Raw genomic sequence first — 25,211 nt, 5'->3', positions numbered from 1 at the left:
ACACCTGCGCCCCGGCTAAGCCGGTTGCGCGGTGTTCTGGGATGGAGCCCTCTTCCATCGTGCGGAGTCTGGTTGTTGGGGGTGGTGCTTGATGCTCACACTCCAAACCCCTCAAGCCGTGGCCGACTGGCTGCGTGAGCGTGTGCGCGGGCAACTGCACTGCGACAGCCGCCGCGTGCAGCCGGGAGACGGTTTCGTGGCCTGGCCGGGCGCTGCCACGGACGGGCGCCGCTATGTGGCCGGCGCGCTGCAGGCTGGTGCCGCTGCGGCGCTGGTGGAGCGCGACGGTGCCGAGGCGTTTGATGTCGGCGACGACCGCGTGGCCGCTGTGCCGGGGCTCAAGGCGCAGGCCGGTCCGATCGCCAGCGCGTTCTACGCCGACCCCAGTGCGGCGCTGGACCTGGTCGCCATCACCGGCACCAATGGCAAGACCTCCAGCGCCTGGTGGGTCGCTCAGTTGCTCTCGGCCGCCGGAAAGCCCTGCGCGGTGGTGGGCACGCTGGGCATCGGACAACCCCCGCTGGCGGGCGACCAGGGCCATGCGCTGGTGCCGACCGGCCTGACCACCCCCGACCCCGTGCTGCTGCAGGCGCGCCTGCGCGGCATGGTGGACGCCGGCCTGACAGCCTGTGCGATCGAGGCCTCGTCCATCGGTCTGATCGAAGGCCGGCTCAACGCCTGCCGCATCCGCGTGGCGGTGTTCACCAATTTCACCCAGGACCACCTGGACTTCCACGGCAGCATGGCCGACTACTGGGCGGCCAAGGCCGCGCTGTTCGACTGGCCCGGCCTGGCCAGCGCGGTGCTCAACCTGGACGATCCCCGGGGCGCGGAACTGGCGCAGACCCTGGCCCCACGCGGCCTCGACCTCTGGACCGTGGCGCTGGACGACGGCACGCCAGCCGCCCCGTCGGCGCGCCTGTGCGCGCGCGACATCGCTTTCACCCACAACGGCATGCGCCTGACCGTGGTGGAGCGGGATGCATCGGGGGCCGAGGTGCAAAGCCATGCCCTGAGCCTGCCCATGGTGGGGCGCTACAACGTGTCCAACCTGCTGTGCGTGCTGGCCACGGCACGCGCGCTCGGTGTGCCGCTGGCCGACGCCGTGCGCGCCTGCCAGGCCCTTACCCCGGTGCCCGGCCGCATGGAGCAGGTGCCCGCGGTGGTGGGTCAGCCGCTGGTGCTGGTGGACTACGCCCACACCCCCGATGCGCTGGAAAAGGCCTTGCAGGCCCTGCAGCCGCTGGCGCGGCAACGCGGCGGCGCGCTCTGGGCGGTGGTGGGCTGTGGCGGCGACCGCGACGCGAGCAAACGCCCCCTCATGGCTGCCGTGGCCGAGCGCGAGGCGCAGCACGCCGTCTTGACCAGCGACAACCCGCGCAGCGAAGACCCGCTGGCGATCCTGGCGCAGATGCGGGCCGGCCTGTCGATGCCCGCCCGCGCCGTGGTCGAAGCCGATCGGGCGCTGGCGATCGCGCAGGCGGTGCAGCGTGCCGGCGCCGACGACGTGGTGCTGATCGCTGGCAAAGGACACGAGGACTACCAGGAAGTGAAGGGCGTGAAGAAACCGTTTTCCGATCTGGCGCAGGCACAGGCCGCGCTGCAGCAGCGCGCCGCCGCGCAGGGAGCGCAGGCATGAAGACCATCACCGAGCTGTTGACCCGACTCACCGGCGCACGGGCCGTGGGCACGGTGGACGCGCCCATCGGCCGCGTGCACTCCGATACCCGCAGCCTGCAGCCGGGCGATCTGTTCGTGGCGCTCAAGGGCGAGCGCTTCGATGCGCACGACTTTCTGCCGCAGGCACGCGCGCAAGGCGCTGTGGCCGCCATCGCCCACGCGGGGTTGGCGCAGGCCGGTCTGCCAGGTGTGGAAGTGCCCGACACGCGGCTGGCCCTGGGTGAGCTGGCGCGCCTGTGGCGAGAGCAGTTCCAGCTGCCGCTGATCGCCGTGACCGGCAGCAACGGCAAGACCACGGTGACGCAGATGGTGGCGTCCATCCTGCGCGCGGCCGCTGGTGACGCCGCCCATGCCACGCAGGGCAATCTGAACAACGACATTGGCGTGCCGCTCACGCTGCTGCGCCTGCGCGAGGAGCATCGCCTCGCGGTGATCGAACTGGGCATGAACCACCCCGGCGAAATCGCCTACCTCGCCGCGCTCACCCAGCCCACCGTCGCGCTGGTGAACAACGCCCAGCGTGAACACCAGGAATTCATGGCCACGGTGGAAGCGGTGGCGCGCGAAAACGGCCAGGTGATCACGGCCCTGCGCGGCGAGGGCGTGGCGGTGTTCCCCAGCGACGACGACTACACCGGGGTCTGGCGCGAACTGGCCGCGGGTCGGCGCGTGATGAGCTTCAGCGACAGCGATGCGGCGGCCGACGTGCACGCCCTGCAGGCCGACTGGCGCGACGGCGCCTGGGCTTTGTGCCTGGCCTCCCCCGCCGGGGAACTGGCCTGCCGCCTGCGCATCGCCGGGCGGCACAACGTGCGCAACGCGCTCGCGGCCACCGCGTGTGCCCTGGCCGCGGGTGTGGCGCTGGCCGACATCGGTCGCGGGCTCGACGCCTTCGAGCCGGTGGGCGGACGCTCGCGCGCGCTCTCGCTGCCGCTGGCCGATCGCAGCGTGACCCTGATCGACGACACCTACAACGCCAACCCGGACTCGGTGGTCGCGGCCATCAACGTGCTGGCCGAGCTGCCCGGCCCGCGTCTGCTGGTACTCGGTGACATGGGCGAGGTCGGTGAACAGGGTGTGGCGTTTCATCTGGAGGTGCTGCGCCATGCGCAGGCCCGCGGCATTGAGACCGTGCACTGCGCCGGTGACTGGATGCGCAAGGCCTGCGCCGCGTTGCGCGCCGCTGGCGAGCCCGTGCCCACGCACTGGGACGACGTGGCCGCCCTGGCCAGCCATGTGAGCGCTGCCGTGGCCGCGCCCGGCGCATCGGCGCTGTGCAGCGTGCTCGTCAAAGGCTCGCGCTTCATGCGCATGGAACGCGTGGTACAGGCCCTGCAGGCGCTGGCCAGCGCACACCCAACACAAGAACACAAGGACGCATCGCATGCTGCTTAGCCTGGCCCTGTGGCTGCAAAGCCTGGGACCCGAGTTCGGGTTCCTGCGGGTATTCCAGTACCTCACCTTCCGTGCGGTCATGGCCGCCATGACGGCGCTCATCGTCGGGCTGGTGGCCGGTCCGTACTTCATCCGCCGCCTGGCCGCGCTCAAGATCGGCCAGCCGATCCGTGAGTACGCGATGCAGACCCACCTGAGCAAGGGGGGCACGCCCACCATGGGCGGGGTGCTGATCCTGTTCTCGATCGCGCTGTCCACCCTGCTGTGGTTCGACCTGTCCAACCGCTTCGTCTGGATCGTGCTGCTGGTCACCCTGGGCTTTGGCGCCATCGGCTGGGTAGACGACTGGCGCAAGGTGGTGCGCAAGGACCCGGAAGGCATGCGCTCGCGCGAAAAATACCTCTGGCAATCCGTCATCGGGCTGGTGGCGGCGTTCTACCTGGTGTTCAGCGTGTCCGAAACCAGCAACCTGCGTGTGCTGGGCCTGTTCGTCGACTGGGTGGCCTCCGGGTTCACCGTGGACCTGCCGCCCCAGGCCGGCCTGATGGTGCCGTTCTTCAAGGAAATCAGCTACCCGCTGGGGGTGTTCGGCTTCGTGGTCATGACCTACCTGGTGATCGTGGGGTCGAGCAACGCCGTCAACCTCACCGACGGCCTGGACGGTCTGGCCATCATGCCGGTGGTGATGGTGGGTTCGGCGCTGGGCGTGTTCGCCTACGCCACCGGCAGCGCCGTGTTCTCGCGCTACCTGCTGCTGCCGCACATCCCCGGGGCGGGCGAACTGCTGATTTTCTGCGCGGCCATGGCCGGCGCGGGTCTGGCCTTCCTGTGGTTCAACACCCACCCGGCCCAGGTCTTCATGGGCGACGTGGGCGCCCTCGCATTGGGCGGCGCGCTCGGCACCATCGCCGTGATCGTGCGCCAGGAAATCGTGCTCGCCATCATGGGCGGCATCTTCGTGGTCGAAGCCCTGTCGGTGATGCTGCAGGTGACGTATTTCAAGTACACCAAACGCCGTTTCGGCCAGGGCCGCCGGCTGTTCCAGATGGCGCCGCTGCACCACCATTTCGAAAAAAAGGGCTGGAAGGAAACGCAGGTCGTGGTGCGCTTCTGGATCATCACCATGCTGCTGTGCCTGATCGGCCTGTCGACCTTGAAACTCCGTTGACCCCATGTTGAACCTGAAAGACCAACACGTTCTCATCCTGGGCCTGGGCATCTCCGGCCTGGCGATGGCGCGTTGGTGCGTGCGCCACGGCGCCCTGGTGACCGTGGCCGACACGCGCGACAACCCGCCGCACCGGGCGGCGCTGGGGGCCGAGTGTCCGCAGGCCACCTTCGTGGCCGGCCCGTTTGACGAGGCCCTGATCGCGCGCGGTGCCTGGAACCTGATCGCCCGCAGCCCGGGGCTGGCGCCCGACCAACTGGCCACGCTGCGTGAGTGGGCTCAGGCGCAGGCGGTGCCGTTCGTGGGCGAACTCGATCTGTTTGCCCAGGCGCTGCGCGACCTGTCGGCACGCGAACCACTGCCCTACCAGCCCAAGGTGCTGGCGATCACCGGCACCAACGGCAAGACCACCGTGACATCGCTCACCGGTCTGCTGATGCAGCGCTGCGGCCTGCGCGTCGCCGTGGCAGGCAACATCGGCCCAGCCCTGCTGGACGTGCTGGCCGCAGCGCTGGACGCCGAAGCGCAGGCCGAAGCCCAGGCGCAGGCTGAAGCCGAAGCGCTGGCCCAAGCCGAGGCGGCGCAACGGGCCGAGGCGGCGGCGGAACAACCGCCGGTTGCCGTCGTGGCGGAACCGCCGTCCGCGCCGGACGAGAGCGGCGGACAGCCCGCGGACGCCCAGGCCGAACTGTTGCCCGCCGACGAAGACGAGCCGCTGCCCGTTTCCGACGAGGACGGCGCACCCACCCTGCTGGTGCCGCCGCCCCCCGAGCCGCCCCAGCCACCGCATCTGCCGGCGGTATGGGTGCTCGAACTCTCCAGCTTCCAGCTCGACGGCGTGGCCGGTGGTGCCTGGGACGCCGTGCCCACGGCCGCCACGGTGCTCAACATCACCGAAGACCACCTGGACTGGCACGGCTCGATGACCGCCTACCACCAGGCCAAGGCCGCCGTGTTCGGCAGCCGTGCGCTGATGCTGCTCAATCGCGACGATGCCCAGGTCATGGGTATGAAGCCGGGCGACGTGACGGTGAAGATCGGTGGCCGCAACCGACAGCAGCCGGCCCGGCCCTACGCCACGTTCGGGCTGGATGCGCCATCGCGAGCCGGCGACTGGGGCATCGAGACGGTCAACGGCATGAGCTGGCTGGTGCGTGCGCTCGCGCTCGATGAGACCCGCAAGAGGGGACGGGCTGCACTGGAAGAGGAAGAGATCTATTACCAGCGCCTGATGCCGGTCGATGCGCTGCGCATCCGGGGCCGCCACAACGCGGCCAACGCGCTGGCCGCGCTGGCCCTGGCCACCTCCACCGGAGCCGCGCTGGCGCCCATGCTGCACGGGTTGCGCGAGTACCGCGGCGAGCCGCACCGGGTGGAGCCGGTGGCCATCATCGACGAGGTTGAGTATTTCGACGACAGCAAGGGCACCAACGTGGGCGCCACGCTGGCCGCCGTGCTCGGGCTCGGTGCCGAGCGGCGCCTGGTGGTGATCCTGGGTGGCGACGGCAAGGGGCAGGACTTTGCACCGCTGGCCGAGCCGCTGGCACGCCATGCGCGCGCCGTGGTCTACATCGGTCGCGACGCGGCCCGCATCCGCGAAGCGGTGGGCGCAGCGCTGGAGCAGGCCCAGGTGCCGCAGCTGGGCGCGGCCACCCTGCCCGAGGCGGTGGGCCTGGCCTGCGCGCAGGCCCGCCCGGGCGACGCGGTGCTGATGTCGCCCGCCTGCGCCAGCCTGGACATGTTCGACAACTACGTGCACCGTGCCCGGGTGTTTGTCGAAGCGGTGGCGCAACTGGCCTGCGAACGTGGCATGAGCCTGGAGGTGGGTGCATGAAGAAGGCCCAATCGCTCACGCCCTGGCAGCGTCTGCGCGCTGGCCTCGCCTCGGTCATGCCGCGCTTGATCGGCCGCGACCTCGCGGGCGCGCTCGCTGGTGGGTCGGCGCGCGACGGCCTGCCGGTGCGCCTGTCCAACCGCACCTACGCCGGCACCCGCAACGTGGCGGTGCGCGAACTCGGCTTCGACCAGCCGCTGCTGTGGGTGGTGATGGCCCTGATGGCCTGGGGTCTGGTGATGGTGTATTCGGCCTCGATCGCCTTGCCCGACAACCCGCGCTTTGCCAACTACGCCCAAACCCACTTCGTGTTGCGCCACGGCCTGTTCATCCTGATCGGCCTGGTGGCTTCACTGATTGTGTTCCAGGTGCCCATGCAGAGCTGGGAGCGGTTCGCGCCCTGGCTCTTTGCTCTGTCGCTGCTGCTGCTGGTGCTGGTGCTGCTGCCTTTCATCGGCAAGGGCGTCAACGGCGCCCGGCGGTGGTTCTCGCTGGGGCTCATCAGCTTCCAGCCCTCCGAGCTGGCCAAGCTCACCGTGTTGCTGTACGCCGCCAATTACATGGTGCGCAAGATGGAGGTCAAGGAGCGCTTCTTCCGCGCCGTGGCGCCGATGGCCGTGGCCTTGGCCGTGGTGGGCATGCTGCTGCTGGCCGAGCCCGACATGGGGGCCTTCATGGTGATCGTCGTGATCGCCATGGGCATCCTGTTCCTGGGCGGCGTGAACGCGCGCATGTTCTTCCTGATCGCGCTGGTGGTGGTGGGCGCGTTCTCGCTCATGGTCATGATGAGCGAGTGGCGCCGCGAGCGCATCTTCGCCTACCTCGACCCCTGGAGCGAGGCCTATGCGCTCGGCAAGGGTTACCAGCTCTCGCACTCACTCATCGCTTTTGGTCGCGGCGAGATCTTTGGCGTCGGCTTGGGTGGCAGCGTGGAAAAACTGCACTGGCTGCCCGAGGCCCACACCGACTTCCTGCTCGCGGTGGTGGGTGAAGAGTTCGGCCTGATCGGGGTGCTGATCGTGATCGGTCTGTTCCTCTGGCTCACGCGCCGCATCATGCACATCGGCCGCCAGGCCATTGCCCTGGACCAGGTGTTCGCCGGCCTCGTGGCCCAGGGGGTCGGGCTGTGGGTAGGCTTTCAGGCCTTCATCAACATCGGCGTGAACCTGGGAGCTCTGCCCACCAAAGGCTTGACGCTGCCGCTCATGAGCTACGGCGGATCGGCCATCCTGCTCGAACTCGTCGCCCTGGCCATCGTGCTGCGCGTGGACTATGAAAACCGCCAGATGATGAAAGGGGGCCGCGCATGAGCAAGCGGTTTCATCAAAATCGCCAGGCAGACGCGCAGCGGCTGCAGATGCGGAACGCATCGGTGATGAAGGGGGGCGGGTCATGAGCAAACAACCCTGCGCCCTCATCATGGCCGGCGGCACCGGGGGCCACATCTTCCCCGGCCTGGCCGTGGCCGAAGCGCTGCGCGAGCGCGGCTGGCGCGTGCACTGGCTGGGCGCGCCCGACAGCATGGAAAGCCGGCTGGTGCCACCGCGCGGCTTCACGCTGGAGACCATCGCCTTCGGTGGCGTACGCGGCAAGGGTGTGCTCACGCTGGTCCTGCTGCCGTTGCGGCTGCTGCGCGCGTTCTGGCAGGCGCTGCAGGTGGTGCGCCGCGTGAAGCCCGATGTGCTGGTGGGCCTGGGGGGCTATATCAGCTTCCCCGGCGGCATGATGGGCGTGCTCGCGGGCAAGGCCCTGGTGCTGCACGAGCAGAACTCGGTGGCCGGCATGGCCAACAAGGTGCTCGCGGGCGTGGCCGACCGCGTCTTCACCGCATTCCCCAATGTGTTCAGGAAGGCCCAGTGGGTAGGCAACCCGCTGCGCGCGCCGTTCCTGCGGCAGCCGGCGCCCGAGGCCCGTTTCGCCGGACGCAGCGGGCCGCTGCGCCTGCTGGTCGTGGGCGGCAGCCTGGGCGCCCGGGCACTCAACGACACCGTGCCCCAGGCGCTGGCCCTGATCCCCTCGGCGCAGCGCCCGCAGGTGATCCACCAGAGCGGGGAAAAACAGATCGAGGCGCTGCGTGCGAACTACGCCGCGGCCGGGGTGCGGGCCGAGCTCACGCCCTTCATCGACGACACGGCCCAGGCCTTCGCCGACGCCGATCTGATCGTCTGCCGCGCCGGCGCCAGCACCGTGACCGAGATCGCCGCCGTGGGCGCGGCCGCGTTGTTCGTGCCCTTTCCTTCGGCGGTGGATGACCACCAGACCACCAACGCGCGCTTTCTGGTCGACGCGGGCGCGGCCTGGCTGGTGCCGCAACAAGAACTCACGCCGCTGCAGTTGGCGCAGACGCTGCAGACCGTGCGGCGCGAAACCCTGATGGAGATGGCGAGCAAAGCCAAGACGATGGAAAAAACAGAAGCCGTGGCGGCCGTGGTGTCCGCCTGTGAAACCCTGGCCAAGGTGGGTCAACCATGAAGCATGCCATTCGCCATATTCACTTCGTCGGCATCGGCGGCAGCGGCATGAGCGGCATCGCCGAGGTGCTGCTCAACCAGGGCTACCGCATCTCGGGCAGCGACCTGGGCGAGAGCACGGTCACGCGCCGGCTGGTGGCGCTGGGTGCCGAGGTGTTCATCGGCCACGATGCGGCCCACATCGGCGGGGCCGACGCCATCGTCACCTCCACCGCGGTGAAGGACGACAACCCCGAGGTGATCGCCGCGCACGCCAGGCTGGTGCCGGTGGTGCCGCGCGCGGTGATGCTGGCCGAGCTCATGCGCATGAAAAAAGGCGTGGCGATTGCCGGCACGCACGGCAAGACCACCACCACCAGCCTGGTGGCCAGCGTGCTGGCCGCGGCGAACCTGGACCCCACCTTCGTGATCGGCGGGCGCCTGAACAGTGCGGGCGCCAACGCGCAACTGGGGTCGGGTGAGTACATCGTGGTCGAGGCCGACGAGTCCGACGCCTCGTTCCTGAACCTGCTGCCGGTGCTCTCGGTCGTGACCAACATCGACGCCGACCACATGGACACCTACGGCCACGACTTCGGCCGCCTCAAGGCCGCTTTCGTGGAGTTCCTGCACAAGATGCCGTTCTACGGCGCGGCGGTGGTTTGCGTGGACGACGCTTCCATCCGCGAGATCCTGCCGCAGATCGCGCGGCCCATCACCAGCTACGGCTTCTCCGAAGACGCGCAGGTGCGCGCCACCCAGGTGCGTGCGGTGGGCGCTCAGATGCATTTCACCGTGCAGCGCCGCAACGGCGTGCAGCTGCCCGACCTGGACGTGGTGCTGAACCTGCCGGGTGAACACAACGTGCTCAACGCGCTGGCCGCCATCGGCATCGCGGTGGAGCTGGGCGTGCCGGACGCCGCCGTGCTGCAGGCGCTGGCCGAGTTCAAGGGCGTGGGCCGGCGCTTCCAGCGCTACGGCGACGCCGCGCTGCCCGGCGGCGGGCACTGCACCGTGGTGGACGACTACGGCCACCACCCGGTGGAAATGGCGGCCACGCTGGCCGCCGCGCGTGGCGCCTTCCCGGGCCGCAGGCTGGTGCTGGCCTTCCAGCCCCACCGCTACAGCCGCACGCGCGACTGCTTCGAGGATTTTGTGAAGGTGATCAACCAGGCCGACGCCGTGCTGCTGGCCGAGGTGTACGCCGCGGGCGAGGCCCCCATCGTGGCGGCCGACGGGCGTTCACTGGCCCGCGCGCTGCGCGTGTCCGGCAAGCTCGAGCCGGTGTTCGTGGACGACATCGCCGCCATGCCGCAGGCGATTCTGGACAACGCGCGCGACGGCGATGTGGTGCTGTGCATGGGCGCGGGGTCCATCGGCGCGGTGGCGGGGCGGGTGGTGGAGATGGCTCAGGAGGTTCGGACATGAATGCGATGGTGAACACGGCCCCGGCGGCGCAGGCCCTGGGCAAGGTGGCGGTGCTGATGGGCGGGCGCTCGGCCGAGCGCGAGGTCTCGCTGATGTCGGGCACCGGCGTGCTGGCCGCCCTGCGCTCCAAGGGGGTGGACGCGCACCCCTTCGACCCCGCCGAGCGCGACCTCGACGAGCTCAAGCGCGAAGGCTTTGCGCGCTGCTTCATCGCGCTGCACGGCCGCTTTGGTGAAGACGGCACGGTGCAGGGCGCGCTGGAACTGCTGGGCATTCCCTATACCGGGCCGGGCGTGATGGCCTCGTCGGTGGCCATGGACAAGCTCATGACCAAGCGCATCTGGATGGCCGAAGGCCTGTCCACCCCGGCCTGGCGCCAGGTGCACAGCGTGGAAGAAACGCAGGCGGCCTTTGCCACGCTGGGCTCGCCCATGATCGTCAAGCCCGTCCGCGAGGGCTCCACCATCGGCCTGACCAAGGTGACCGAACTCGCCCAGTGCGCGGACGCCTACGAACTGGCCGCGCGGCAGGACCCGCTGGTGATGTGCGAGCAGTTCATCGCGGGCGACGAAGTCACCTGCCCGGTGCTGGGCACCGGCGACGAGGCCCGGGCGCTGCCGGTGATCCGCATCGTGGCGCCCGACGGCAACTACGACTACCAGAACAAGTACTTCACCGACGACACCCAGTACCTGGTGCCCTGCGGGCTGCCCGCGGGCGAGGAAGAGCGCATCCAGGCGCTGGTGCTCAAGGCCTACCTGACGCTGGGCTGCCGCGGCTGGGCCCGCGCCGACGTGATGATCGACGCGACCACGCGCCGGCCCTACCTGCTGGAGATCAACACCTCACCGGGCATGACCGGGCATTCGCTGGTGCCCATGTCGGCCCGCGCCACCGGCCTCTCGTACGAAGACCTGTGCCTGACCCTGCTCGCCAGCGCAGCGCTGGACAACCCGGCCGGAAAAGCCTGAGCGCCCCACCATGCCGCACACCGACCTGCCCCTGGACGTCAAGCTCATGACCGTGGTCACCCACGTCCTGGTCGTGCTGTTTGCCGCCCTGTGCCTGGGCGCGTTCGGGACCTGGCTGGTCCGCCACCCGGTGTGGACGGTCCGCGCGATCACGGTGCATGGCGACGTGGCGCACCAGAACGCGGTGACGTTCCGCGCGCAGCTGGCCTCGCAGATGAAGAGCAGCCTCTCGGGCAGTTTCCTCACGCTCGACCTGCAACAGGTGCGCCGCCTGTTCGAGTCCGTGCCCTGGGTGCGCCAGGCGGTGGTGCAGCGCGAGTTCCCCAACCGCCTGCGCGTGACGATCGAAGAGCACCAGCCCGTGGCCTGGTGGGGTCCGTCGGGTTCGGGGCAACTGGTCAACCGGCTCGGCGAGGTGTTCGACGCCAGCCCGGACGACAGCGATGGGCTGCCCGAGCTGATCGGCCCGGCGGATCACGCGCCCCAGGTCTGGGCGCTGTACCAGCTGCTCAGCGCCGAGTTCTCGCGTCTGGAGCTGGTGGTGGAGCGGCTTGAACTCAACGAACGCGGCAGCTGGCGGGCGGTGCTCGACAGCGGTGCGCGCATCGAGCTGGGGCGCGGCAGCCCGGACGAGCTGCTGGAGCGCGCGCGGCGCTTCACCGGCACCCTGAGCCAGCTCACCGAACGCTACCCCGGCGCGCTGCAGTCCGTGGACCTGCGCTACCCCAACGGCTACGCGCTGCGCATGCGGGGCGTGACCACGCTCTCCGAAGACAGCCCCGGCAAAGTCACCAACACAAGGTAATCAAGAAGCAATCATGGCCAAGGAATACAAGGATTTGGTGGTCGGACTCGACATTGGAACCGCCAAGATCATGGTGGTGGTGGCCGAGGTCCAGGCCAACGGCGAACTCAAGCTCGCGGGCCTGGGCGTGTCGGCCAGCCACGGCCTCAAGCGCGGTGTGGTGGTCAACATCGACGCCACGGTGCAGAGCATCCAGCAGGCGCTGAAAGAGGCCGAGTTGATGGCCGACTGCCGCATCGCCCGCGTCTACACCGGCATCACCGGCAGCCACATCCGCGGCATCAACTCCAGCGGCATGGTGGCCATCAAGGACCGTGAAGTCACGCCGGCCGACGTGGCGCGCGTGATCGAAACCGCCAAGGCCATCAACATCTCGACCGACCAGCGCCTGCTGCTGGTGGAGCCGCAGGAATTCGTGATCGACGGCCAGGAAGTGAAAGAGCCGATCGGCATGAGCGGCATCCGCCTCGAAGCCAAGGTGCACATCGTCACCGGCGCGCAGAGCGCGGCCGAGAACATCATCAAGTGCGTGCGCCGCTGCGGCCTGGAAGTGGACCAGCTCATGCTCAACCCGCTGGCGTCGAGCCAGGCGGTGCTGACCGACGACGAAAAAGAACTGGGCGTGGCGCTGGTGGACATCGGCGCGGGCACCACCGACGTGGCCATCTTCGCCGGTGGCGCGATCCGCCACACGGCGGTCATTCCGATCGCTGGCGACCTGATCACCAGCGACATCGCCATGGCGCTGCGCACGCCGACCAAGGACGCCGAAGACATCAAGGTCGAACACGGCTGCGCCAAGCAGCTGCTGGCCGACCCGGACCAGCAGGTCGAGGTGCCCGGTCTGGGCGACCGTGGCCCGCGCATGCTCAGCCGTCAGGCGCTCGCCGGCGTGATCGAGCCGCGGGTGGAAGAGATCTTTGCGCTGGTGCAGCAGGTGGTGCGCGATTCCGGCCACGAGGAGGTCCTGTCCTCGGGCATCGTGCTCACCGGTGGCAGCGCCGTCATGCCCGGCATGGTGGAACTGGGGGAAGACATCTTCCTGAAACCGGTGCGCCGGGGCATTCCGAACTACGCCAGTGCGCTCTCGGACATGGTGGCGCAGGCCCGCGCCGCCACGGTCATGGGCTTGCTGGAAGAGGCGCGCATGGCGCGGGTGCGGGGCCACAAGGTGGCCCAGAAAGCGGGTTCCATGCAAAGCGCACTGGAACGCATCAAAAACTGGTTTGTGGGGACATTCTGATGAATCCATTGATCACCCCTGCGCCGTGCTTTCTGCGCTTCTTCTCCTCAAGGGGACGGCAGCGGTCGCCTGGCGAAGCCAGTTCGACGGTGCCCTGGACCCCACGCACCCGGCCCAGACCACGATCCCGATGTCGGGTCTGCACTGGACCGCCTGGCTGAGGCACCTCACAGCACAACGAACCGAATCCGATTTTTAAATGAAAACCGCCCCGAACCTCAGGTTCAGGGCAACAACAGGAGAGAGCCATGAGCATCGAAATGATTGAAGTGGAAGAATTCAACCAAGGCACCCAGATCAAGGTCATCGGCGTTGGCGGTGGCGGCAGCAACGCGGTGGAACACATGATCTCGCGCAGCGTGCAGGGCGTGGAGTTCATCTGCGCCAACACCGACGCGCAGTCCCTGGCCCGCAGCGCGGCCAGCCGCACCATCCAGCTCGGCACCACCGGCCTGGGCGCTGGCAGCAAGCCCGAGAAAGGGCGCGAAGCCGCCGAGCTCGCCCTCGATGAGATCCGTACCGCCATCGACGGCGCGCACATGCTCTTCATCACCGCCGGCATGGGCGGCGGCACCGGTACCGGCGCCGCACCCGTGATTGCCCGTGTGGCCAAGGAAATGGGCATCCTCACCGTGGGCGTGGTCACCAAACCCTTCGACTGGGAAGGCGGTCGCCGCATGACCAACGCCGACAACGGCCTGGCCGAGCTCGAAGCCAACGTGGACTCGCTGATCGTGGTGCTGAACGAGAAGCTGCTCGAAGTGCTGGGCGACGACGTGACGCAGGACGAGGCCTTTGCCCATGCCAACGACGTGCTGAAGAACGCCGTGGGCGGCATTGCCGAGATCATCAACGAGTACGGCAACGTGAACGTTGACTTCGAAGACGTGCGCACCGTGATGGGTGAACCCGGCAAGGCCATGATGGGCACGGCGGTCGCCGCCGGTCCGGACCGCGCGCGCATCGCTGCCGAGCAGGCCGTGGCTTGTCCGCTGCTCGAAGGCATCGACCTCTCCGGCGCCAAGGGCGTGCTGGTGCTGGTGACCGCGGCCAAGGGGTCGCTCAAGCTGTCTGAATCCAAGCTGGCCATGAACACCATTCGAGCCTACGCTTCGCCGGACGCGCACGTGATCTACGGCGCGGCCTACGACGACAGCCTGGGCGACGAGATGCGCGTCACGGTGGTGGCCACGGGTCTGAGCCGCCAGGGCGTGCGCCGCACCGCGCCGCCGCTGCAGGTGCTGCGCACCGGCACCGACAACGTGCCGTTCAACGTGCCCACCGTCAACGCCGCCGTGGGTGGCCCGGGCGCGGGCATGGCCCAGCCCGACTACAACTCCATGGCCGTGCCCAGCGTCTGGCGCACCAACCGCACCCAGGCCGCGGCCAAGGTGGATGCGTTGGCCTCGGGCGGCATGGACGACTTCGAGATTCCTGCTTTCTTGCGCAAACAAGCTGACTGACGTTTGTCGGGTTTTGTGTCTGGCGTGTTTCGTGCCTGCACCTCGCGGGCTCGCGGACGCCGGGCGCTCTGCTCCGCGGGTGTTCCCCGACGGCTGGTGCCGTCTCCTCCTTTACCCCGCTGCGCAGAACGCCCGACGCCCGCGGCCTGAGCAAACGCTTGCGGGCCAATGGTTCGCGCCCCACGTAGGTCAGCGGTGACCGGGGTGTCCGGCGCAGCGGGGTAAAGGAGGAGGGGCGGCGAAGCCGACCCGGGGGACACCCGCGGAGCCGGGCGCTCCGGTCGCCACTGACCGGTGCAGCCGGAGAAAAAGAAGAGAACCCAGCCTATCGCGGTCATCACGATTCCTCAAAGCGCTCTGGCGCCGCAAAACTTAAAATCACCGCATGCTCGCGCAACGCACTCTCAAATCCCTGACCAAGGCGGTCGGCGTCGGCCTGCACAGCGGTCAGCGTGTGGAGCTGACGCTGCGCCCGGCCGCGCCGGACACCGGTATCGTGTTTCGTCGCGTCGACCTGCCCGAGCCGGTGGACATCGCCGTGACGGCCGAGTCGGTGTCGGACACCCGGCTCGCCTCCACCATCTCCAACGGCGGCGTCAAGGTGCACACCGTGGAGCACCTGATGAGCGCCTGCGCCGGCCTGGGGCTGGACAACCTGTACGTGGACATCACCGCCGAAGAGGTGCCGATCCTCGACGGCTCCTCGGCCTCGTTCGTTTACCTGCTGCAAAGCGCCGGTATCGTGATGCAGAAGGCGCCCAAGCGCTTCATCCGCCTGATCAAACCGGTGGAGGTGCGCGAGGGCGAGGGGCGCAGCCTGAAGTGGGCGCGGCTGGAGCCGTACCACGGCTACAAGCTCAGCTTCGAGATCGAGTTCGACCACCCCGCCGTGAGCTCCACGGGCCAGCGGGTCGAGTTCGATTTCGGCAGCGGCCAGTATGCGCGCGAGATCGCGCGGGCACGCACCTTCGGCTTCACGCGCGACGTGGAGATGATGCGTTCGCACGGCCTGGCCATGGGCGGCGGGCTGGACAACGCCATCGTCATGGACGATGTGAAGGTGCTCAACGCCGACGGCCTGCGCTACCAGGACGAATTCGTCAAACACAAGATCCTCGACGCCATCGGCGACCTGTACATCGTGGGCAAACCGCTGCTGGCGGCCTACACGGCGTTTCGCAGCGGCCACGCCCTGAACAACCAGCTGCTGCGGGCTCTGCTGGCCCGCCCCGATGCCTACGAGGTGGTGAGCTTCGAGCAGGAGCGCGAGGCCCCGAAAGGCTTCGCCCAGCTCGCACCTGCCTGGTAGGTGCGCGCCCATGCTGCTGTTCCGCTTCGCCGTCTTCTTTCTGCTGCTCGCGGCCGGCGCGTGTTTCGCCTTCTACATCGGCACCGGCCAGCAACGCTACAGAATCTGGGGCATCAAGATCCTGAAGTGGACCCTGATCGCAGCGCTGGGCTTCTTTGGCGTTCTGTTCCTTGAACGTCTCCTCTGAATACCGCCTCCACCGGGCGCAGCCGAAGCGCGTGACATCGTCGAGGTCGCAGTGGAACCTACTTCCCCTCGTCAACCGCAGCGCTCTCCGGCGCGACGTGACTTCCATCGAGGATGCCGTGGAACCGGCTTTGCCGGGCCACAGGCTTAGCCCCCTGGGGGGCTGAGGGCTGCGGCTCCAAGTCTGCCTGCGCAGACTTGGACAGCCCGAAGTGACACCGGCTCTGATGGTGGCGCGGCCTGCAAGGCACGCCGCAGGCGGCGCGGGGGGGTCAATAGTTCCTTCCGCCCTTGTAAGCCGCGTGTGTCTTCGCCTGCAAAGGTGAAACCTTGTTGATGGCCGCTACCGAGCGCGCCACCTGGGCGTGGGTGATGGCCAGACCCAGGGCGTCTGCGGCGTCCTTGCCGGGCAGGCCAGGCAGCTGCAGCAGGCGCTTCACCATTTCCTGCATCTGGGCCTTGTCGGCCCGACCGTAGCCGACCACGGCCTTCTTCAGTTGTAGCGCGGTGTATTCGGCCACGGGCAGCCCGTTGGCCACCAGCGCGGTCAGGCAGCAGCCGCGCGCCTGGCCCAGCAGCAGCGTGGCCTGTGGGTTGACGTTGACGAACACGATCTCGCAGGCCGAGGTTTCGGGCTGGTAGCGCTGGACCACCTCGCTGATGCCGTCGAACAGGATCTTCAACCGCTCGGGCAGCAGGGCGCCGTCTTTCGGGCTGGTCTGGATGGTGCCGCTGGCCACGTAGTGCAGCGCCGCGCCCTCGGTGTCGATCACGCCGAAGCCGGTGCATTGCAGGCCGGGGTCGATGCCGAGGATTCTCATAGGTTGAAGGTCCAGCGCACCGAATGGAAGAACACGGGCGCGGCGAAACACAGCGCGTCCACCCGGTCGAGCAGGCCGCTGGCCCCGGTGACCGAGCGGCTGGCCGACCCCCAGTGCGTTACACCACGGTCGCGTTTGATGGCCTTCATGACCAGGTGTCCGAACGAGCCGGCCGCGCAGGCCACCAGCGCCATGGCCATGGCAGGCAACGGTTTGAACGGGGTCAGGCCGGCCAGCGCCGCGCCCAACAGGCCGCCAGCGGCCAGTCCCAGGGCCCAACTGCGCCAGTGAAAGCTGCCGCTGATGGCCGGGGCCACGGGCCGGTGCGGGCGCCGCGCCGCCAGATGCTGCACCAGCATGCAGGTCTGCACCACCAGCACCAGGAAGAACACCAGGAACGCGGTCTTGCCGGCGAAGCGCGGGAAGTTCAGCAGCAGCAGGGCCGGCACATGGCTCATGCCGTAGACGCAGACCATGATGCCCCATTGCAGCTTGGCGTTGCGCTCCAGGAAGCGTTGTGGATCGTTGCCCAGCGCACTCACCACCGGGATGGCGAGAAACACATAGACCGGGATGAACACGGTGAAGAGGTTGAAGCGCTCGGTCCACACCAGGGCGTACTGCAGGGGCAGCACAACGAAGAAGGCCAGCACCAGGCTGCGGTGGTCGCCGCGGCGGGTGGGCGAGAGGCTGATGAACTCGCGCAGGATGAAGAACGACACCAGACCGAACAGCACGATGGCCACGCCTTCGCCCATGACCCAGCCGACCCAGAACACCAGCGCCATCACCCACGAACTGCGCAGCAGCGCCTGGTTGTCCCGCAGCCGCAGGGCGCGCGCGGCCTGGGCCTCGTCGTCGCCCGCTCGGCGTTCGTGCAGTGACAGCAGCACGCCCACACCGCTGGTGATCAGCAGCAGGCCGAACAGCAGCACAAACACCAGGCTGACCTGCTGATCGGGGCTGAGGCTGCGCAGGAACGAGGTCATGCGCGCGGCCTCCGGGCCGCAGGTACTGGGCGGGCGCAGGTGTCGGCGGGCTGGTTCATACGTCCCTCAGTGCCATGACGGCATCCCGCGCACGGCTCAGGAAAGCGGTACGCGGTTCGTCGGCCTCCAGGGCCAAAGGGGCGCCAAAGGTGACGGAGCACAGCACCGGCACCGGCACCACCTCGCCCTTGGGCATCACGCGCTGCACGTTGTGGATCCAGGCCGGCACCAGCACCACACCGGGAAAGCGCTGGGCCAGGTTGTACAGGCCCGACTTGAACGGCTGAGGATCTTCCTCATGGCCACGCGTGCCCTCGGGGAACAGGATCAGCGAGTCGCCACTGTCCAGCGCGTTGATGAGTGGCTGCAGCGGGTCCTCGTCGCCCTTGCGTTCGCGTTCCACGTACACCGCGTTGAACACCTCGGTGGTGATCCAGCGCTTGAACGGCGAGGCGGTCCAGTAGTCGCGCGCGGCGATCGGGCGGGTGATGCTGCGCAGCTCCTGGGGCAGCGCGGCCCAGATCAGTACTAGATCGGCGTGGCTCTGGTGATTGGCGAAATAGATGCGCTGCTCCGCCTTGGGCGGGCAGCCGTACCAGCGCGCCTGGGCGCCGGTGAGCAGGCGCACCAGCCAGAGCAGGAAGGTGCTCATCGCTTGGGCTGTGATTCTCACAGAGCTTGCTCCTGTCTAGATGAATGCGTCACGAGCGCGATGCCCGAACCCGGGGACACCGCGGAACGGGCTTCGCCTGGCCCCAGGTGTCGTCCCCCTGGGGGGGAAGCCGCGCAGCGGCGCAGGGGGGCACATCACGGCGCCTGCACCGCGCCCATGCGTGCGACGATGGTGCCGGCACGCCGCGCGAGGTAGGCCGAGCCCTGGCGGGTCTCGAAAAACTTCGGCGACGGCAGCATCACTGCCAGCCGCGCCGCTTCGTAGGCGCTGAGTTTTGCCGCGGGTTTCTGGAAGTAGCGCTGCGCCGCGGCTTCCGCGCCGAACACGCCTTCGCCCCATTCCACGCTGTTGAGATAGATCTCCAGGATGCGCTGCTTGCTCAGCAGGGCCTCAAGCGTGAGCGTGAGCACCAGCTCCTGCCCCTTGCGCATCAGGTTGCGTTCGCCCGAAAGCAACAGGTTCTTGGCCAGCTGCTGGGTGATGGTGGAGCCGCCGATGATCTTGGGGGGCTTGACGGCCTTGAGCGCAGCCTCGGCCACCTCGGGCTTCTTGGCCAGACGACGTTCGAGTTGTTCGATGCGCTTTTCGGCCAGTTGCTGGCGCCGTTCGTTCTTGGCCCAGGCCGACTCGATGGCCTCCCAGTCCACACCGCCGTGGTCGGCGAACCCCGCGTCTTCCGACGCCATCACCGCGCGCTTGAGGTGCGGGCTGATCTGGTCGTAGTCCACCCACTGGGCCGACCAGTGCCAGCCCTTTTCAGAGGTCAGGCTCCCGCGGGCGACCTGCCAGGCCTCGGAGCGCATGAACGCCGTGCTCTGCGGATCGATCACCACCATGAGCGCGATGCGCAGCACGAAAAACAGCTGCAGCGCCAGACCGGCCAGCAGCACCCACAACAACCAGCGACCAACGGATTTCATCACTGGCTGGTCATTTGCGTTTGCAAGGTCGCGTCGCGCGTGAAGCGAAAGCGCGACACCACCACGATCTGGTCGGCCCGGCGGCGCATGGCTTCGTTGAAGCGCCCAAAGCCCAGGCTGCGCACGATGGCCTCGGCCCGGCGATCCAGCGTCGGGGTGCCCGAAGACTGCACCACCTCGGTGTCGAGCACGGAGCCGGTGTGGTTGACGGTGATGACCATCGTCAGTTCCCCGTAGAGCTTGCGCCCGCCGGCCTCGGGAAAGTTGCTGGTGCCCCGGTCTTCGATCTTGCGGCGCAGCCCGTCGTAGTAGATCGCGTAGACCTCTTCGCGCGTGGCCGGGCTGATGTAACGTTTCTTGGGCCGGGCGTTTTCTTCGTTGATGCGCTTTTCGATCTCGGCCAGGACCTTCACCAGGGCCTGGCGCTTCTGTTCGCGCTCGACCGCCGCCTGGCTGGGGTTGAGCGCCTCCAGGTCGGGCGGGGGCAGGTTGGCCAACTGCTGCCGCACCTGGGCCAGAATCTGTTGTTGCTTCTCTTTGAGGGCCTCGATCCGTCGCTCGTCTTCCTCAGGCGTGTCGCCCACGCGGGCCACCATGTTGGGGGGCAGGGGTGAGGTGGCACGGATTTTCTTGTCGGATTCGCCCCCGCCGGCCAACGAGGCCTGGGCGATCGCCTGTGCCTTGTCGGGACGCTGGTCGCTGCGGGCGTTGACCAGGATGACCTCCAGCGGTGTGTCCTGGAACACCCGGTCGAAGCTCTGCGGGGCGACGAAACGCACGGTCAGCAGTGCGGCGTGCACGGCCACCGACACGCCCAGCGCCAGCTGCAGCGTGCTCAGGTTCTTGAAGAAGGTCAGGGCGGTTTTCACGCGCGCATTATCCGGGCTGCCGGCTCATGCCGCCGGGGCGGCCTTGGCCGGCTCGGGGTTCTCGTCGGCGGAGGCTGCAGACGCATCCGCACCGTCGTCCAGATCGATCGCCAGCGCCAGCGGCGCGACCAGTTCGCCCTCGTCGCCATCGCCTTCGTCGGCGCTGTCGTCGCTCACCTCGTCCACCGGCAGGTCCAGGCGCTCGATCACCGTGCCGCCCACTTCCAGCGTCATTTCGTCGATGTCACCCAGGCGCACCCGCACGTGCGCACCGCGCGGCAGGCCCTCGGTGCCAAGCACCGGCAGCACCAGCGGCAGGCTGTCGGCGCGCACCAGGTTGTCCTTGATCAGGGTGGCGGTCAGCTCGGAGATGCCCGCCTGCTGCAGGTGCTTGAGCGTCCAGTAGCGTTCCATGCCGTTCTGGAAACCGTTGTAGGCGGTGTAGGCGGCGTCGAAGCTGCTGATGATGGCAAACAGGTTGGCGTCCTTGGGCTTGAAAGGCGCGGCGAGCGCGGCGGTCTTGCCGTGGCGCGCGCAGGCGATGATCTGCCACTGGTTGACCATGTCCACATAGCGGCGCAGGGGCGAGGTGCTCCAGGCGTAGCTCTTCACGCCGATGCCCGCGTGCGGCTGTGCCTTGGTGCCCATGCGCACCTTCACGCCGGGCGCCAGGCTGGCCTGGCTGCGGTAGATGCCGGGCACGCCGCATTCGGCCAGCCACTGGCCCCAGCTGCTGTTGGCCAGGATCATGGCCTCGGCCACCATCAGGTCCAGCGGCGCGCCGCGCTGGCGGGTGCCGATCACCACGGTTTCGCTGCCGTCGGGCTCGCCGCCCGCCACGCCTTCGAGTTTGAAGGTGTAGTCGGGCCGGTTGAAGTTCTCCGGCTTGCCGCGCACGACCTCGCGCTGCGCCTTGAGGTGGCGGGCCAGGCGGAAGATGAAGGCCAGCGTGGGCTGGAGGGCGGCGATCTCGGGCGCCGCGCCACCGGCACTGGCACCGTCGCTCAACCAGTCTTCGGTGATCACGGTGTCGAGCTGGTCGTGGCGCAGGTTCAGCGCGATCGGCACGCGTTCCAGCGCGGTGCGGCTGTCCCTGGGTTCGAGCGTGGCTTCGTCGAACGTGACGTAGAGCGACACGGCGGGGCAGTCGCGCCCGGCCATCAGGGTGTAGGTCTGCACCACCTCGTCGGGCAGCATGGTGATCTTGTGGCCCGGCATGTAGACCGTGGACAGGCGGTGGCGCGCCACCTGGTCGATGGCGCTGTCGGGCACGATGGCCAGGCCGGGCGCGGCAATGTGCACGCCCAGCGTGACCGTGCCGCTGCCCAGACCCTGCAGCGAGAGCGCGTCGTCGATCTCGGTGGTGTGCGAGTCGTCGATGGAAAAGGCCTGCACGGCGGCCAGCGGCAGCTCGTCGGCGATGGCGGGCGCCTGCAGCGCCGGGAAACCCGTGCCCTTGGGAAACTGGTCGAACAGGAAGCGCTGCCAGTGGAACTGGTAGGCGCTGGTGATGGCGCCGGCGTTGCGCAGCAGCGCCAATGGCGCCGTGTGGCTGTTGCGCGCGGCCTCCACCACGGCCTTGTACTCGGGCCCGTTCTTGTCGGGCTTGAACAATATCTTGTAAAGCTGCTCGCGCACGGGCTGCGGGCATTGGCCGCTGGTGAGTTCGGCGGCCCAGGTCTCGATCTGCGCCTGCACCTGCTTTTTCTTCTCGATCGCGGCCAGCGCCTGCGCCAGGATCTCGGGCGGCGCTTTTTTGTAGCGCCCTTTGCCGGCACGGCGGAAATAGTGCGGCGCGCCCTGCAGGCAGAGCAGGGCGGCGACCTGTTCGGTGGTGCCCGCGCTGGCGCTGAAGTACTCGCGCGCCAGCTCGGCAAAGCCGAACTCGTCCTCGGGCGCGAACTCGTAGGCCAGCTCCAACTCCATGCTCTCGGCCAGCGTGCTGGCGGCCGGCATGAGCTGGGCGGGGGCGGGTTTGTCAAAGCGCAGCAAGGCGTTGGCGGCCTTGACCTTCACGCGTTTGCCCGAATCGAGCTCCACCTGCAGGGAACTTTCGGCTTCGGACAGCAGGCGGCCGGTCATCAATTTGCCGGCTTCATCGAACAGAATGTGCATGGGCTCGATTGTCCCATGCGCACGGACGGGCCCCGCCGGATTCAGCTCGCCACGGCCAGGAAGTCGAACAGCGCGCCGATGTGCTCGTCGAAGTCGCTGATGGCGTGGTCGCTGCCGGGCAGCAGGCGAAGCGCGCCACCGGCGCAGAAGGCCTGCATCTCGCGCCAGTCCAGCACCTCGTCACCCTGCGCCACGATGGCGAACTGCCGCCCTGGCGAGACCGGGTGCTGCGGCGACAGGCGGGCGATGTCGGCCTCCAGCGTGCGGAGCTCCCCCACGAAGCCGGGCTGGAAGAAAAAGCGCTCCTGCGGGTCGTGCCAGGCGGTCTGTTCGCCGATGTACTTCGCCAGATCGCGCGCCGGGAACACCGCCGGGTTCAGCAGCGCGGCGCGGCAACCGGTCTGCAGCGCCAGCCAGCGCGCGTAGAACCCGCCCAGCGAAGACCCCACCACGGCCATGGTGTTCCGGGGCCAGTTGGCGGTGCCTTGCGTCACCAGGGCCATGGCTTCGCGCGGCGAGGGCGGCAGCTGGGGACACCACCAGGTCACACCCGGGTGCCGCTGCCGCACGCGCGCCGCCACTTTCTGTGCCTTCATGGATCGGGGCGACGAACGGAAGCCGTGCAGGTAGAGCAGGTGGGTGGTGGGGGCCGATGCGGTCATGGGGCGAAGGATAATCGGGCTTCATGGCCGCGTCCTTCGACAAACCCACCCTGCTGCAACGCATCGCCCCGATCTTTCAGGGCTTTGACGGCCCGCTCGCGCTGGCCGTGCTGCTTATGGCCGCGGCCGGCCTGGTGACCATGTATTCGGTGGGCTTCGACCACGGAACCCGTTTCGCCAGCCACGGCCGCAACATGCTGCTGGCCGCGGGCGTGCTGTTCCTCGTGGCCCAGGTGCCCCCGCAGCGCCTGATGGCGCTGGCCGTGCCCCTGTACACGGTGGGCGTGCTGTTGTTGCTGGCGGTGTTTCTGTTCGGCATCGAAAAGAAGGGCGCACAGCGCTGGCTCAACGTGGGCGTCGTCATTCAGCCCAGCGAACTCATGAAGATCGCCATGCCGCTGATGCTGGCGTGGTGGTTCCAGCGCCGCGAAGGCCTGCTCAAGCCGCTGGACTTCGTGGTGGCCGTGGTGCTGCTGGCGGTTCCCGCCGCGCTCATCCTCAAGCAGCCCGATCTGGGCACCACCCTGCTGGTGCTGGCCTCGGGCATCTTCGTCATCTTTTTTGCCGGTCTGAGCTGGAAACTGATTGTGCCGCCGGTGGTCATCGGCGTTATCGGCATCGTCACGCTGATCGCGATGGAGCCGCAATGGTGTGCCCCCGGGGTGGACTGGCAGGTGTTGCACGAGTACCAGCGCCAGCGGGTCTGCACGCTGCTGGACCCGTCCAAAGATCCGCTGGGCAAGGGCTTTCACATCATCCAGGGCATGATCGCCATCGGCTCGGGAGGCGTCTGGGGCAAGGGCTTCATGCAGGGCACACAGACCCACCTGGAGTTCATTCCCGAGCGCACCACGGACTTCATCTACGCGGCTTTCTCGGAAGAGTTCGGCCTGATGGGCACGCTGGCACTGATGGCGGGTTTCATCTTCCTGGTCGTGCGCGGTCTGCTGATCGCGGTGGAGGCGCCCACGCTGTTCGCCCGCCTGCTGGCCGGGGCCGTCACGCTCAACATCTTCGTCTATGCCTTCGTCAACATGGGCATGGTCAGCGGCATCCTGCCGGTGGTGGGTGTGCCGCTGCCGTTCGTGAGCTATGGCGGCACCGCCATGGTGACGCTGGGCGTGGGGCTGGGCATTCTGATGTCGATCGCCAAGTCCAAGCGTTTGATGCAGTCATGAGCACGAGCATGGGCCCCCACGCTCCGCCGCTGCGCGGGTCGCTGCCCCCCGAGGGGGCTGACCTGGCTCGGGAGCGGCCCTTCGCTGCGGTCGATGGCCCCCACGCTGCGCTGCTGAGCGGGTCGCTGCCCCTGGTTCAGGTGGCCGTGGTCGGCGCCGGCAACATGGGCGGCGCCATGGCGGCGCGGCTGTGCGAACAGGGCTGGACCGTGGTGGTGTGCGACGTTGACCCGCTGCGGCAGCAGCAGGCGCTGGACGCTGGCGCCCACCTGGCCGACACGCCCGAGACGGCCGCCCGCGCGTTGGTGCCCGACGGCGTGCTGATCGTCTGTGTGGTCGATGCCGGGCAGTCGTCCGAGGTGCTGCTGGGTGAGCAAGGCGCCGCGCCGGCGCTGCGCTCCGGTCAGGCCGTGATGCTGTGCCCGACCATCGCCCCACAGGACACCGAAACCCTGGCGTCGGCGCTCGCCGCGCGTGGGGTGGACTGCATCGACGCCCCCATGTCCGGTGGCCCGGCGCGCGCGCGCGACGGCAGCATGAGCCTGATGCTGGCCGCGCCGGACGCCGTGCTCGCGCGCCACGCCGCATTGCTCGACGCCCTGTCATCGAAGCAGTTTCGCATCAGCGAGCGGGTGGGCGATGGCGCACGCACCAAGCTGGTCAACAACCTGCTGGCGGGTATCAACCTGGTGGGCGCGGCCGAGGTGCTGGCGCTGGCCGAGCGCCTGGGGCTGGACATCGGCACCACGCAGGCGGTGATCGAGCAGTCCAGCGGCCAGAGTTGGATCGGATCGGACCGCATGCGCCGGGCCATGGTGGGGGACTTTGCACCGCGCGCCCACGTCACCCTGCTGGAAAAAGACACCAGGCTGGCGGTGGACGCCGCCACGGCGGCCGGCTTCACCGGCCCTCTGGGGGCGCGCGCCGCCGCCGTGTTCGCCCAGGCCCACGCGGCCGGGCTGGCCGAGCAGGACGATGCGTCGCTGCTGGCCTTGCTGCGCCGACCGGCGGGCGACGGTTCGGCGAGCTGACACCGCCGTCCACAACAGGGG

The 25,211-nt window shown here is 68.5% G+C and carries 22 protein-coding genes; 15 read left to right on the top strand and 7 right to left on the bottom strand.

The window, feature by feature from the left end; genetic code table 11:
• Nucleotides 1-91 precede the first annotated feature (91 nt).
• The 13 genes from HTA01S_RS04155 (at nucleotide 92) to HTA01S_RS25490 (ending at nucleotide 15,933) form a co-directional block, all read left to right on the top strand.
• Complete coding sequence (locus HTA01S_RS04155; RefSeq protein WP_068167336.1) at nucleotides 92-1,639, top strand: UDP-N-acetylmuramoyl-L-alanyl-D-glutamate--2,6-diaminopimelate ligase; 1,548 nt, start codon at nucleotides 92-94, stop codon at nucleotides 1,637-1,639.
• Nucleotides 1,636-3,075: a UDP-N-acetylmuramoyl-tripeptide--D-alanyl-D-alanine ligase gene (locus HTA01S_RS04150; protein WP_068167335.1), complete on the top strand. Its 1,440-nt coding sequence runs from the start codon at nucleotides 1,636-1,638 to the stop codon at nucleotides 3,073-3,075. Before HTA01S_RS04155 ends, HTA01S_RS04150 begins: the two co-directional genes overlap by 4 nt.
• The gene (mraY, locus tag HTA01S_RS04145; RefSeq protein ID WP_068167334.1) at nucleotides 3,065-4,243 is read left to right on the top strand and encodes a phospho-N-acetylmuramoyl-pentapeptide-transferase; all 1,179 of its coding nucleotides are present in this window, start codon (nucleotides 3,065-3,067) and stop codon (nucleotides 4,241-4,243) included. Before HTA01S_RS04150 ends, mraY begins: the two co-directional genes overlap by 11 nt.
• 4 nt (nucleotides 4,244-4,247) lie before the next feature.
• Nucleotides 4,248-6,077: a UDP-N-acetylmuramoyl-L-alanine--D-glutamate ligase gene (gene murD / locus HTA01S_RS04140; RefSeq protein ID WP_068167333.1), complete on the top strand. Its 1,830-nt coding sequence runs from the start codon at nucleotides 4,248-4,250 to the stop codon at nucleotides 6,075-6,077.
• 56 nt (nucleotides 6,078-6,133) lie between these two features.
• Nucleotides 6,134-7,387: a putative lipid II flippase FtsW gene (gene ftsW, locus HTA01S_RS04135; RefSeq protein WP_068168040.1), complete on the top strand. Its 1,254-nt coding sequence runs from the start codon at nucleotides 6,134-6,136 to the stop codon at nucleotides 7,385-7,387.
• Nucleotides 7,388-7,469: 82 nt separating this feature from the next.
• Nucleotides 7,470-8,549, top strand: a complete 1,080-nt coding sequence (gene murG, locus HTA01S_RS04130; RefSeq protein WP_068167332.1) for an undecaprenyldiphospho-muramoylpentapeptide beta-N-acetylglucosaminyltransferase — start codon at nucleotides 7,470-7,472, stop codon at nucleotides 8,547-8,549.
• Complete coding sequence (gene murC, locus HTA01S_RS04125) at nucleotides 8,546-9,955, top strand: UDP-N-acetylmuramate--L-alanine ligase (protein ID WP_068167331.1); 1,410 nt, start codon at nucleotides 8,546-8,548, stop codon at nucleotides 9,953-9,955. Before murG ends, murC begins: the two co-directional genes overlap by 4 nt.
• A complete protein-coding gene (locus HTA01S_RS04120; protein ID WP_407656091.1) occupies nucleotides 9,952-10,926 on the top strand; it encodes a D-alanine--D-alanine ligase in 975 nt (324 codons plus the stop codon). The genes murC and HTA01S_RS04120 overlap by 4 nt, the downstream gene beginning before the upstream one ends.
• A gap of 10 nt (nucleotides 10,927-10,936) precedes the next feature.
• Complete coding sequence (locus HTA01S_RS04115; RefSeq protein ID WP_068167330.1) at nucleotides 10,937-11,731, top strand: cell division protein FtsQ/DivIB; 795 nt, start codon at nucleotides 10,937-10,939, stop codon at nucleotides 11,729-11,731.
• Nucleotides 11,732-11,744: 13 nt separating this feature from the next.
• Nucleotides 11,745-12,974 carry a cell division protein FtsA gene (gene ftsA / locus HTA01S_RS04110; RefSeq protein ID WP_068167329.1) on the top strand — a complete coding sequence of 410 codons (1,230 nt, stop codon included), beginning with the start codon at nucleotides 11,745-11,747 and terminating at the stop codon, nucleotides 12,972-12,974.
• 248 nt (nucleotides 12,975-13,222) lie between these two features.
• Entirely contained in the window at nucleotides 13,223-14,437 is a 1,215-nt protein-coding gene (gene ftsZ, locus HTA01S_RS04105) for a cell division protein FtsZ (RefSeq protein ID WP_068167328.1), read from the top strand.
• Between the two features lie 385 nt (nucleotides 14,438-14,822).
• Nucleotides 14,823-15,746 carry a UDP-3-O-acyl-N-acetylglucosamine deacetylase gene (gene lpxC, locus HTA01S_RS04100; protein ID WP_068167327.1) on the top strand — a complete coding sequence of 308 codons (924 nt, stop codon included), beginning with the start codon at nucleotides 14,823-14,825 and terminating at the stop codon, nucleotides 15,744-15,746.
• Nucleotides 15,747-15,756: 10 nt separating this feature from the next.
• The gene (locus tag HTA01S_RS25490) at nucleotides 15,757-15,933 is read left to right on the top strand and encodes a hypothetical protein (protein WP_169804739.1); all 177 of its coding nucleotides are present in this window, start codon (nucleotides 15,757-15,759) and stop codon (nucleotides 15,931-15,933) included.
• A gap of 271 nt (nucleotides 15,934-16,204) precedes the next feature.
• Here HTA01S_RS25490 and ruvC read toward each other — a convergent pair whose 3' ends face one another.
• The 7 genes from ruvC to HTA01S_RS04065 form a co-directional block, all read right to left on the bottom strand.
• Nucleotides 16,205-16,753: a crossover junction endodeoxyribonuclease RuvC gene (gene ruvC, locus HTA01S_RS04095; RefSeq protein ID WP_068167326.1), complete on the bottom strand. Its 549-nt coding sequence runs from the start codon at nucleotides 16,751-16,753 to the stop codon at nucleotides 16,205-16,207.
• The gene (locus HTA01S_RS04090) at nucleotides 16,750-17,742 is read right to left on the bottom strand and encodes a phosphatidate cytidylyltransferase (protein WP_068167325.1); all 993 of its coding nucleotides are present in this window, start codon (nucleotides 17,740-17,742) and stop codon (nucleotides 16,750-16,752) included. Before HTA01S_RS04090 ends, ruvC begins: the two co-directional genes overlap by 4 nt.
• 55 nt (nucleotides 17,743-17,797) lie before the next feature.
• Nucleotides 17,798-18,394, bottom strand: a complete 597-nt coding sequence (locus tag HTA01S_RS04085) for a lysophospholipid acyltransferase family protein (RefSeq protein ID WP_068167324.1) — start codon at nucleotides 18,392-18,394, stop codon at nucleotides 17,798-17,800.
• Nucleotides 18,395-18,549: 155 nt separating this feature from the next.
• Nucleotides 18,550-19,335, bottom strand: a complete 786-nt coding sequence (locus HTA01S_RS04080; protein WP_068167323.1) for a transglycosylase domain-containing protein — start codon at nucleotides 19,333-19,335, stop codon at nucleotides 18,550-18,552.
• The gene (locus tag HTA01S_RS04075; RefSeq protein WP_245638000.1) at nucleotides 19,335-20,204 is read right to left on the bottom strand and encodes an energy transducer TonB; all 870 of its coding nucleotides are present in this window, start codon (nucleotides 20,202-20,204) and stop codon (nucleotides 19,335-19,337) included. Before HTA01S_RS04075 ends, HTA01S_RS04080 begins: the two co-directional genes overlap by 1 nt.
• Nucleotides 20,205-20,228: 24 nt before the next feature.
• On the bottom strand, nucleotides 20,229-22,319 hold the full coding sequence (locus HTA01S_RS04070) for a ribonuclease catalytic domain-containing protein (RefSeq protein ID WP_068167322.1): 2,091 nt from the start codon (nucleotides 22,317-22,319) through the stop codon (nucleotides 20,229-20,231).
• Between the two features lie 41 nt (nucleotides 22,320-22,360).
• Nucleotides 22,361-22,981, bottom strand: a complete 621-nt coding sequence (locus tag HTA01S_RS04065) for a YqiA/YcfP family alpha/beta fold hydrolase (RefSeq protein WP_068167321.1) — start codon at nucleotides 22,979-22,981, stop codon at nucleotides 22,361-22,363.
• A gap of 23 nt (nucleotides 22,982-23,004) precedes the next feature.
• On the opposite strand from HTA01S_RS04065, the gene rodA reads away from it, so the two are divergent.
• Nucleotides 23,005-24,159, top strand: coding sequence for a rod shape-determining protein RodA (gene rodA / locus HTA01S_RS04060; RefSeq protein ID WP_068167320.1), 1,155 nt, complete (start codon nucleotides 23,005-23,007; stop codon nucleotides 24,157-24,159).
• The gene (locus HTA01S_RS04055) at nucleotides 24,156-25,190 is read left to right on the top strand and encodes an NAD(P)-dependent oxidoreductase (RefSeq protein ID WP_084235842.1); all 1,035 of its coding nucleotides are present in this window, start codon (nucleotides 24,156-24,158) and stop codon (nucleotides 25,188-25,190) included. Before rodA ends, HTA01S_RS04055 begins: the two co-directional genes overlap by 4 nt.
• Nucleotides 25,191-25,211 lie beyond the last annotated feature (21 nt).

Origin of the sequence: Hydrogenophaga taeniospiralis CCUG 15921, from assembly GCF_001592305.1 — a bacterium.
In the GTDB taxonomy this organism is placed as follows: domain Bacteria; phylum Pseudomonadota; class Gammaproteobacteria; order Burkholderiales; family Burkholderiaceae_C; genus Hydrogenophaga; species Hydrogenophaga taeniospiralis.
This window is presented reverse-complemented; position numbering and strand designations above follow the sequence as displayed.

Bases quoted from the DNA above. Each gene is read 5' to 3' on its own strand.
- HTA01S_RS04155 (WP_068167336.1), top strand. From the start codon at position 92: ATGCTCACACTCCAAACCCCTCAAGCCGTGGCCGACTGGCTGCGTGAG.
- HTA01S_RS04150 (WP_068167335.1), top strand. From the start codon at position 1,636: ATGAAGACCATCACCGAGCTGTTGACCCGACTCACCGGCGCACGGGCC.
- mraY (WP_068167334.1), top strand. From the start codon at position 3,065: ATGCTGCTTAGCCTGGCCCTGTGGCTGCAAAGCCTGGGACCCGAGTTC.
- murD (WP_068167333.1), top strand. From the start codon at position 4,248: ATGTTGAACCTGAAAGACCAACACGTTCTCATCCTGGGCCTGGGCATC.
- ftsW (WP_068168040.1), top strand. From the start codon at position 6,134: ATGCCGCGCTTGATCGGCCGCGACCTCGCGGGCGCGCTCGCTGGTGGG.
- murG (WP_068167332.1), top strand. From the start codon at position 7,470: ATGAGCAAACAACCCTGCGCCCTCATCATGGCCGGCGGCACCGGGGGC.
- murC (WP_068167331.1), top strand. From the start codon at position 8,546: ATGAAGCATGCCATTCGCCATATTCACTTCGTCGGCATCGGCGGCAGC.
- HTA01S_RS04120 (WP_407656091.1), top strand. From the start codon at position 9,952: ATGAATGCGATGGTGAACACGGCCCCGGCGGCGCAGGCCCTGGGCAAG.
- HTA01S_RS04115 (WP_068167330.1), top strand. From the start codon at position 10,937: ATGCCGCACACCGACCTGCCCCTGGACGTCAAGCTCATGACCGTGGTC.
- ftsA (WP_068167329.1), top strand. From the start codon at position 11,745: ATGGCCAAGGAATACAAGGATTTGGTGGTCGGACTCGACATTGGAACC.
- ftsZ (WP_068167328.1), top strand. From the start codon at position 13,223: ATGAGCATCGAAATGATTGAAGTGGAAGAATTCAACCAAGGCACCCAG.
- lpxC (WP_068167327.1), top strand. From the start codon at position 14,823: ATGCTCGCGCAACGCACTCTCAAATCCCTGACCAAGGCGGTCGGCGTC.
- HTA01S_RS25490 (WP_169804739.1), top strand. From the start codon at position 15,757: ATGCTGCTGTTCCGCTTCGCCGTCTTCTTTCTGCTGCTCGCGGCCGGC.
- ruvC (WP_068167326.1), bottom strand. From the start codon at position 16,753: ATGAGAATCCTCGGCATCGACCCCGGCCTGCAATGCACCGGCTTCGGC.
- HTA01S_RS04090 (WP_068167325.1), bottom strand. From the start codon at position 17,742: ATGACCTCGTTCCTGCGCAGCCTCAGCCCCGATCAGCAGGTCAGCCTG.
- HTA01S_RS04085 (WP_068167324.1), bottom strand. From the start codon at position 18,394: ATGAGCACCTTCCTGCTCTGGCTGGTGCGCCTGCTCACCGGCGCCCAG.
- HTA01S_RS04080 (WP_068167323.1), bottom strand. From the start codon at position 19,335: ATGAAATCCGTTGGTCGCTGGTTGTTGTGGGTGCTGCTGGCCGGTCTG.
- HTA01S_RS04070 (WP_068167322.1), bottom strand. From the start codon at position 22,319: ATGCACATTCTGTTCGATGAAGCCGGCAAATTGATGACCGGCCGCCTG.
- HTA01S_RS04065 (WP_068167321.1), bottom strand. From the start codon at position 22,981: ATGACCGCATCGGCCCCCACCACCCACCTGCTCTACCTGCACGGCTTC.
- rodA (WP_068167320.1), top strand. From the start codon at position 23,005: ATGGCCGCGTCCTTCGACAAACCCACCCTGCTGCAACGCATCGCCCCG.
- HTA01S_RS04055 (WP_084235842.1), top strand. From the start codon at position 24,156: ATGAGCACGAGCATGGGCCCCCACGCTCCGCCGCTGCGCGGGTCGCTG.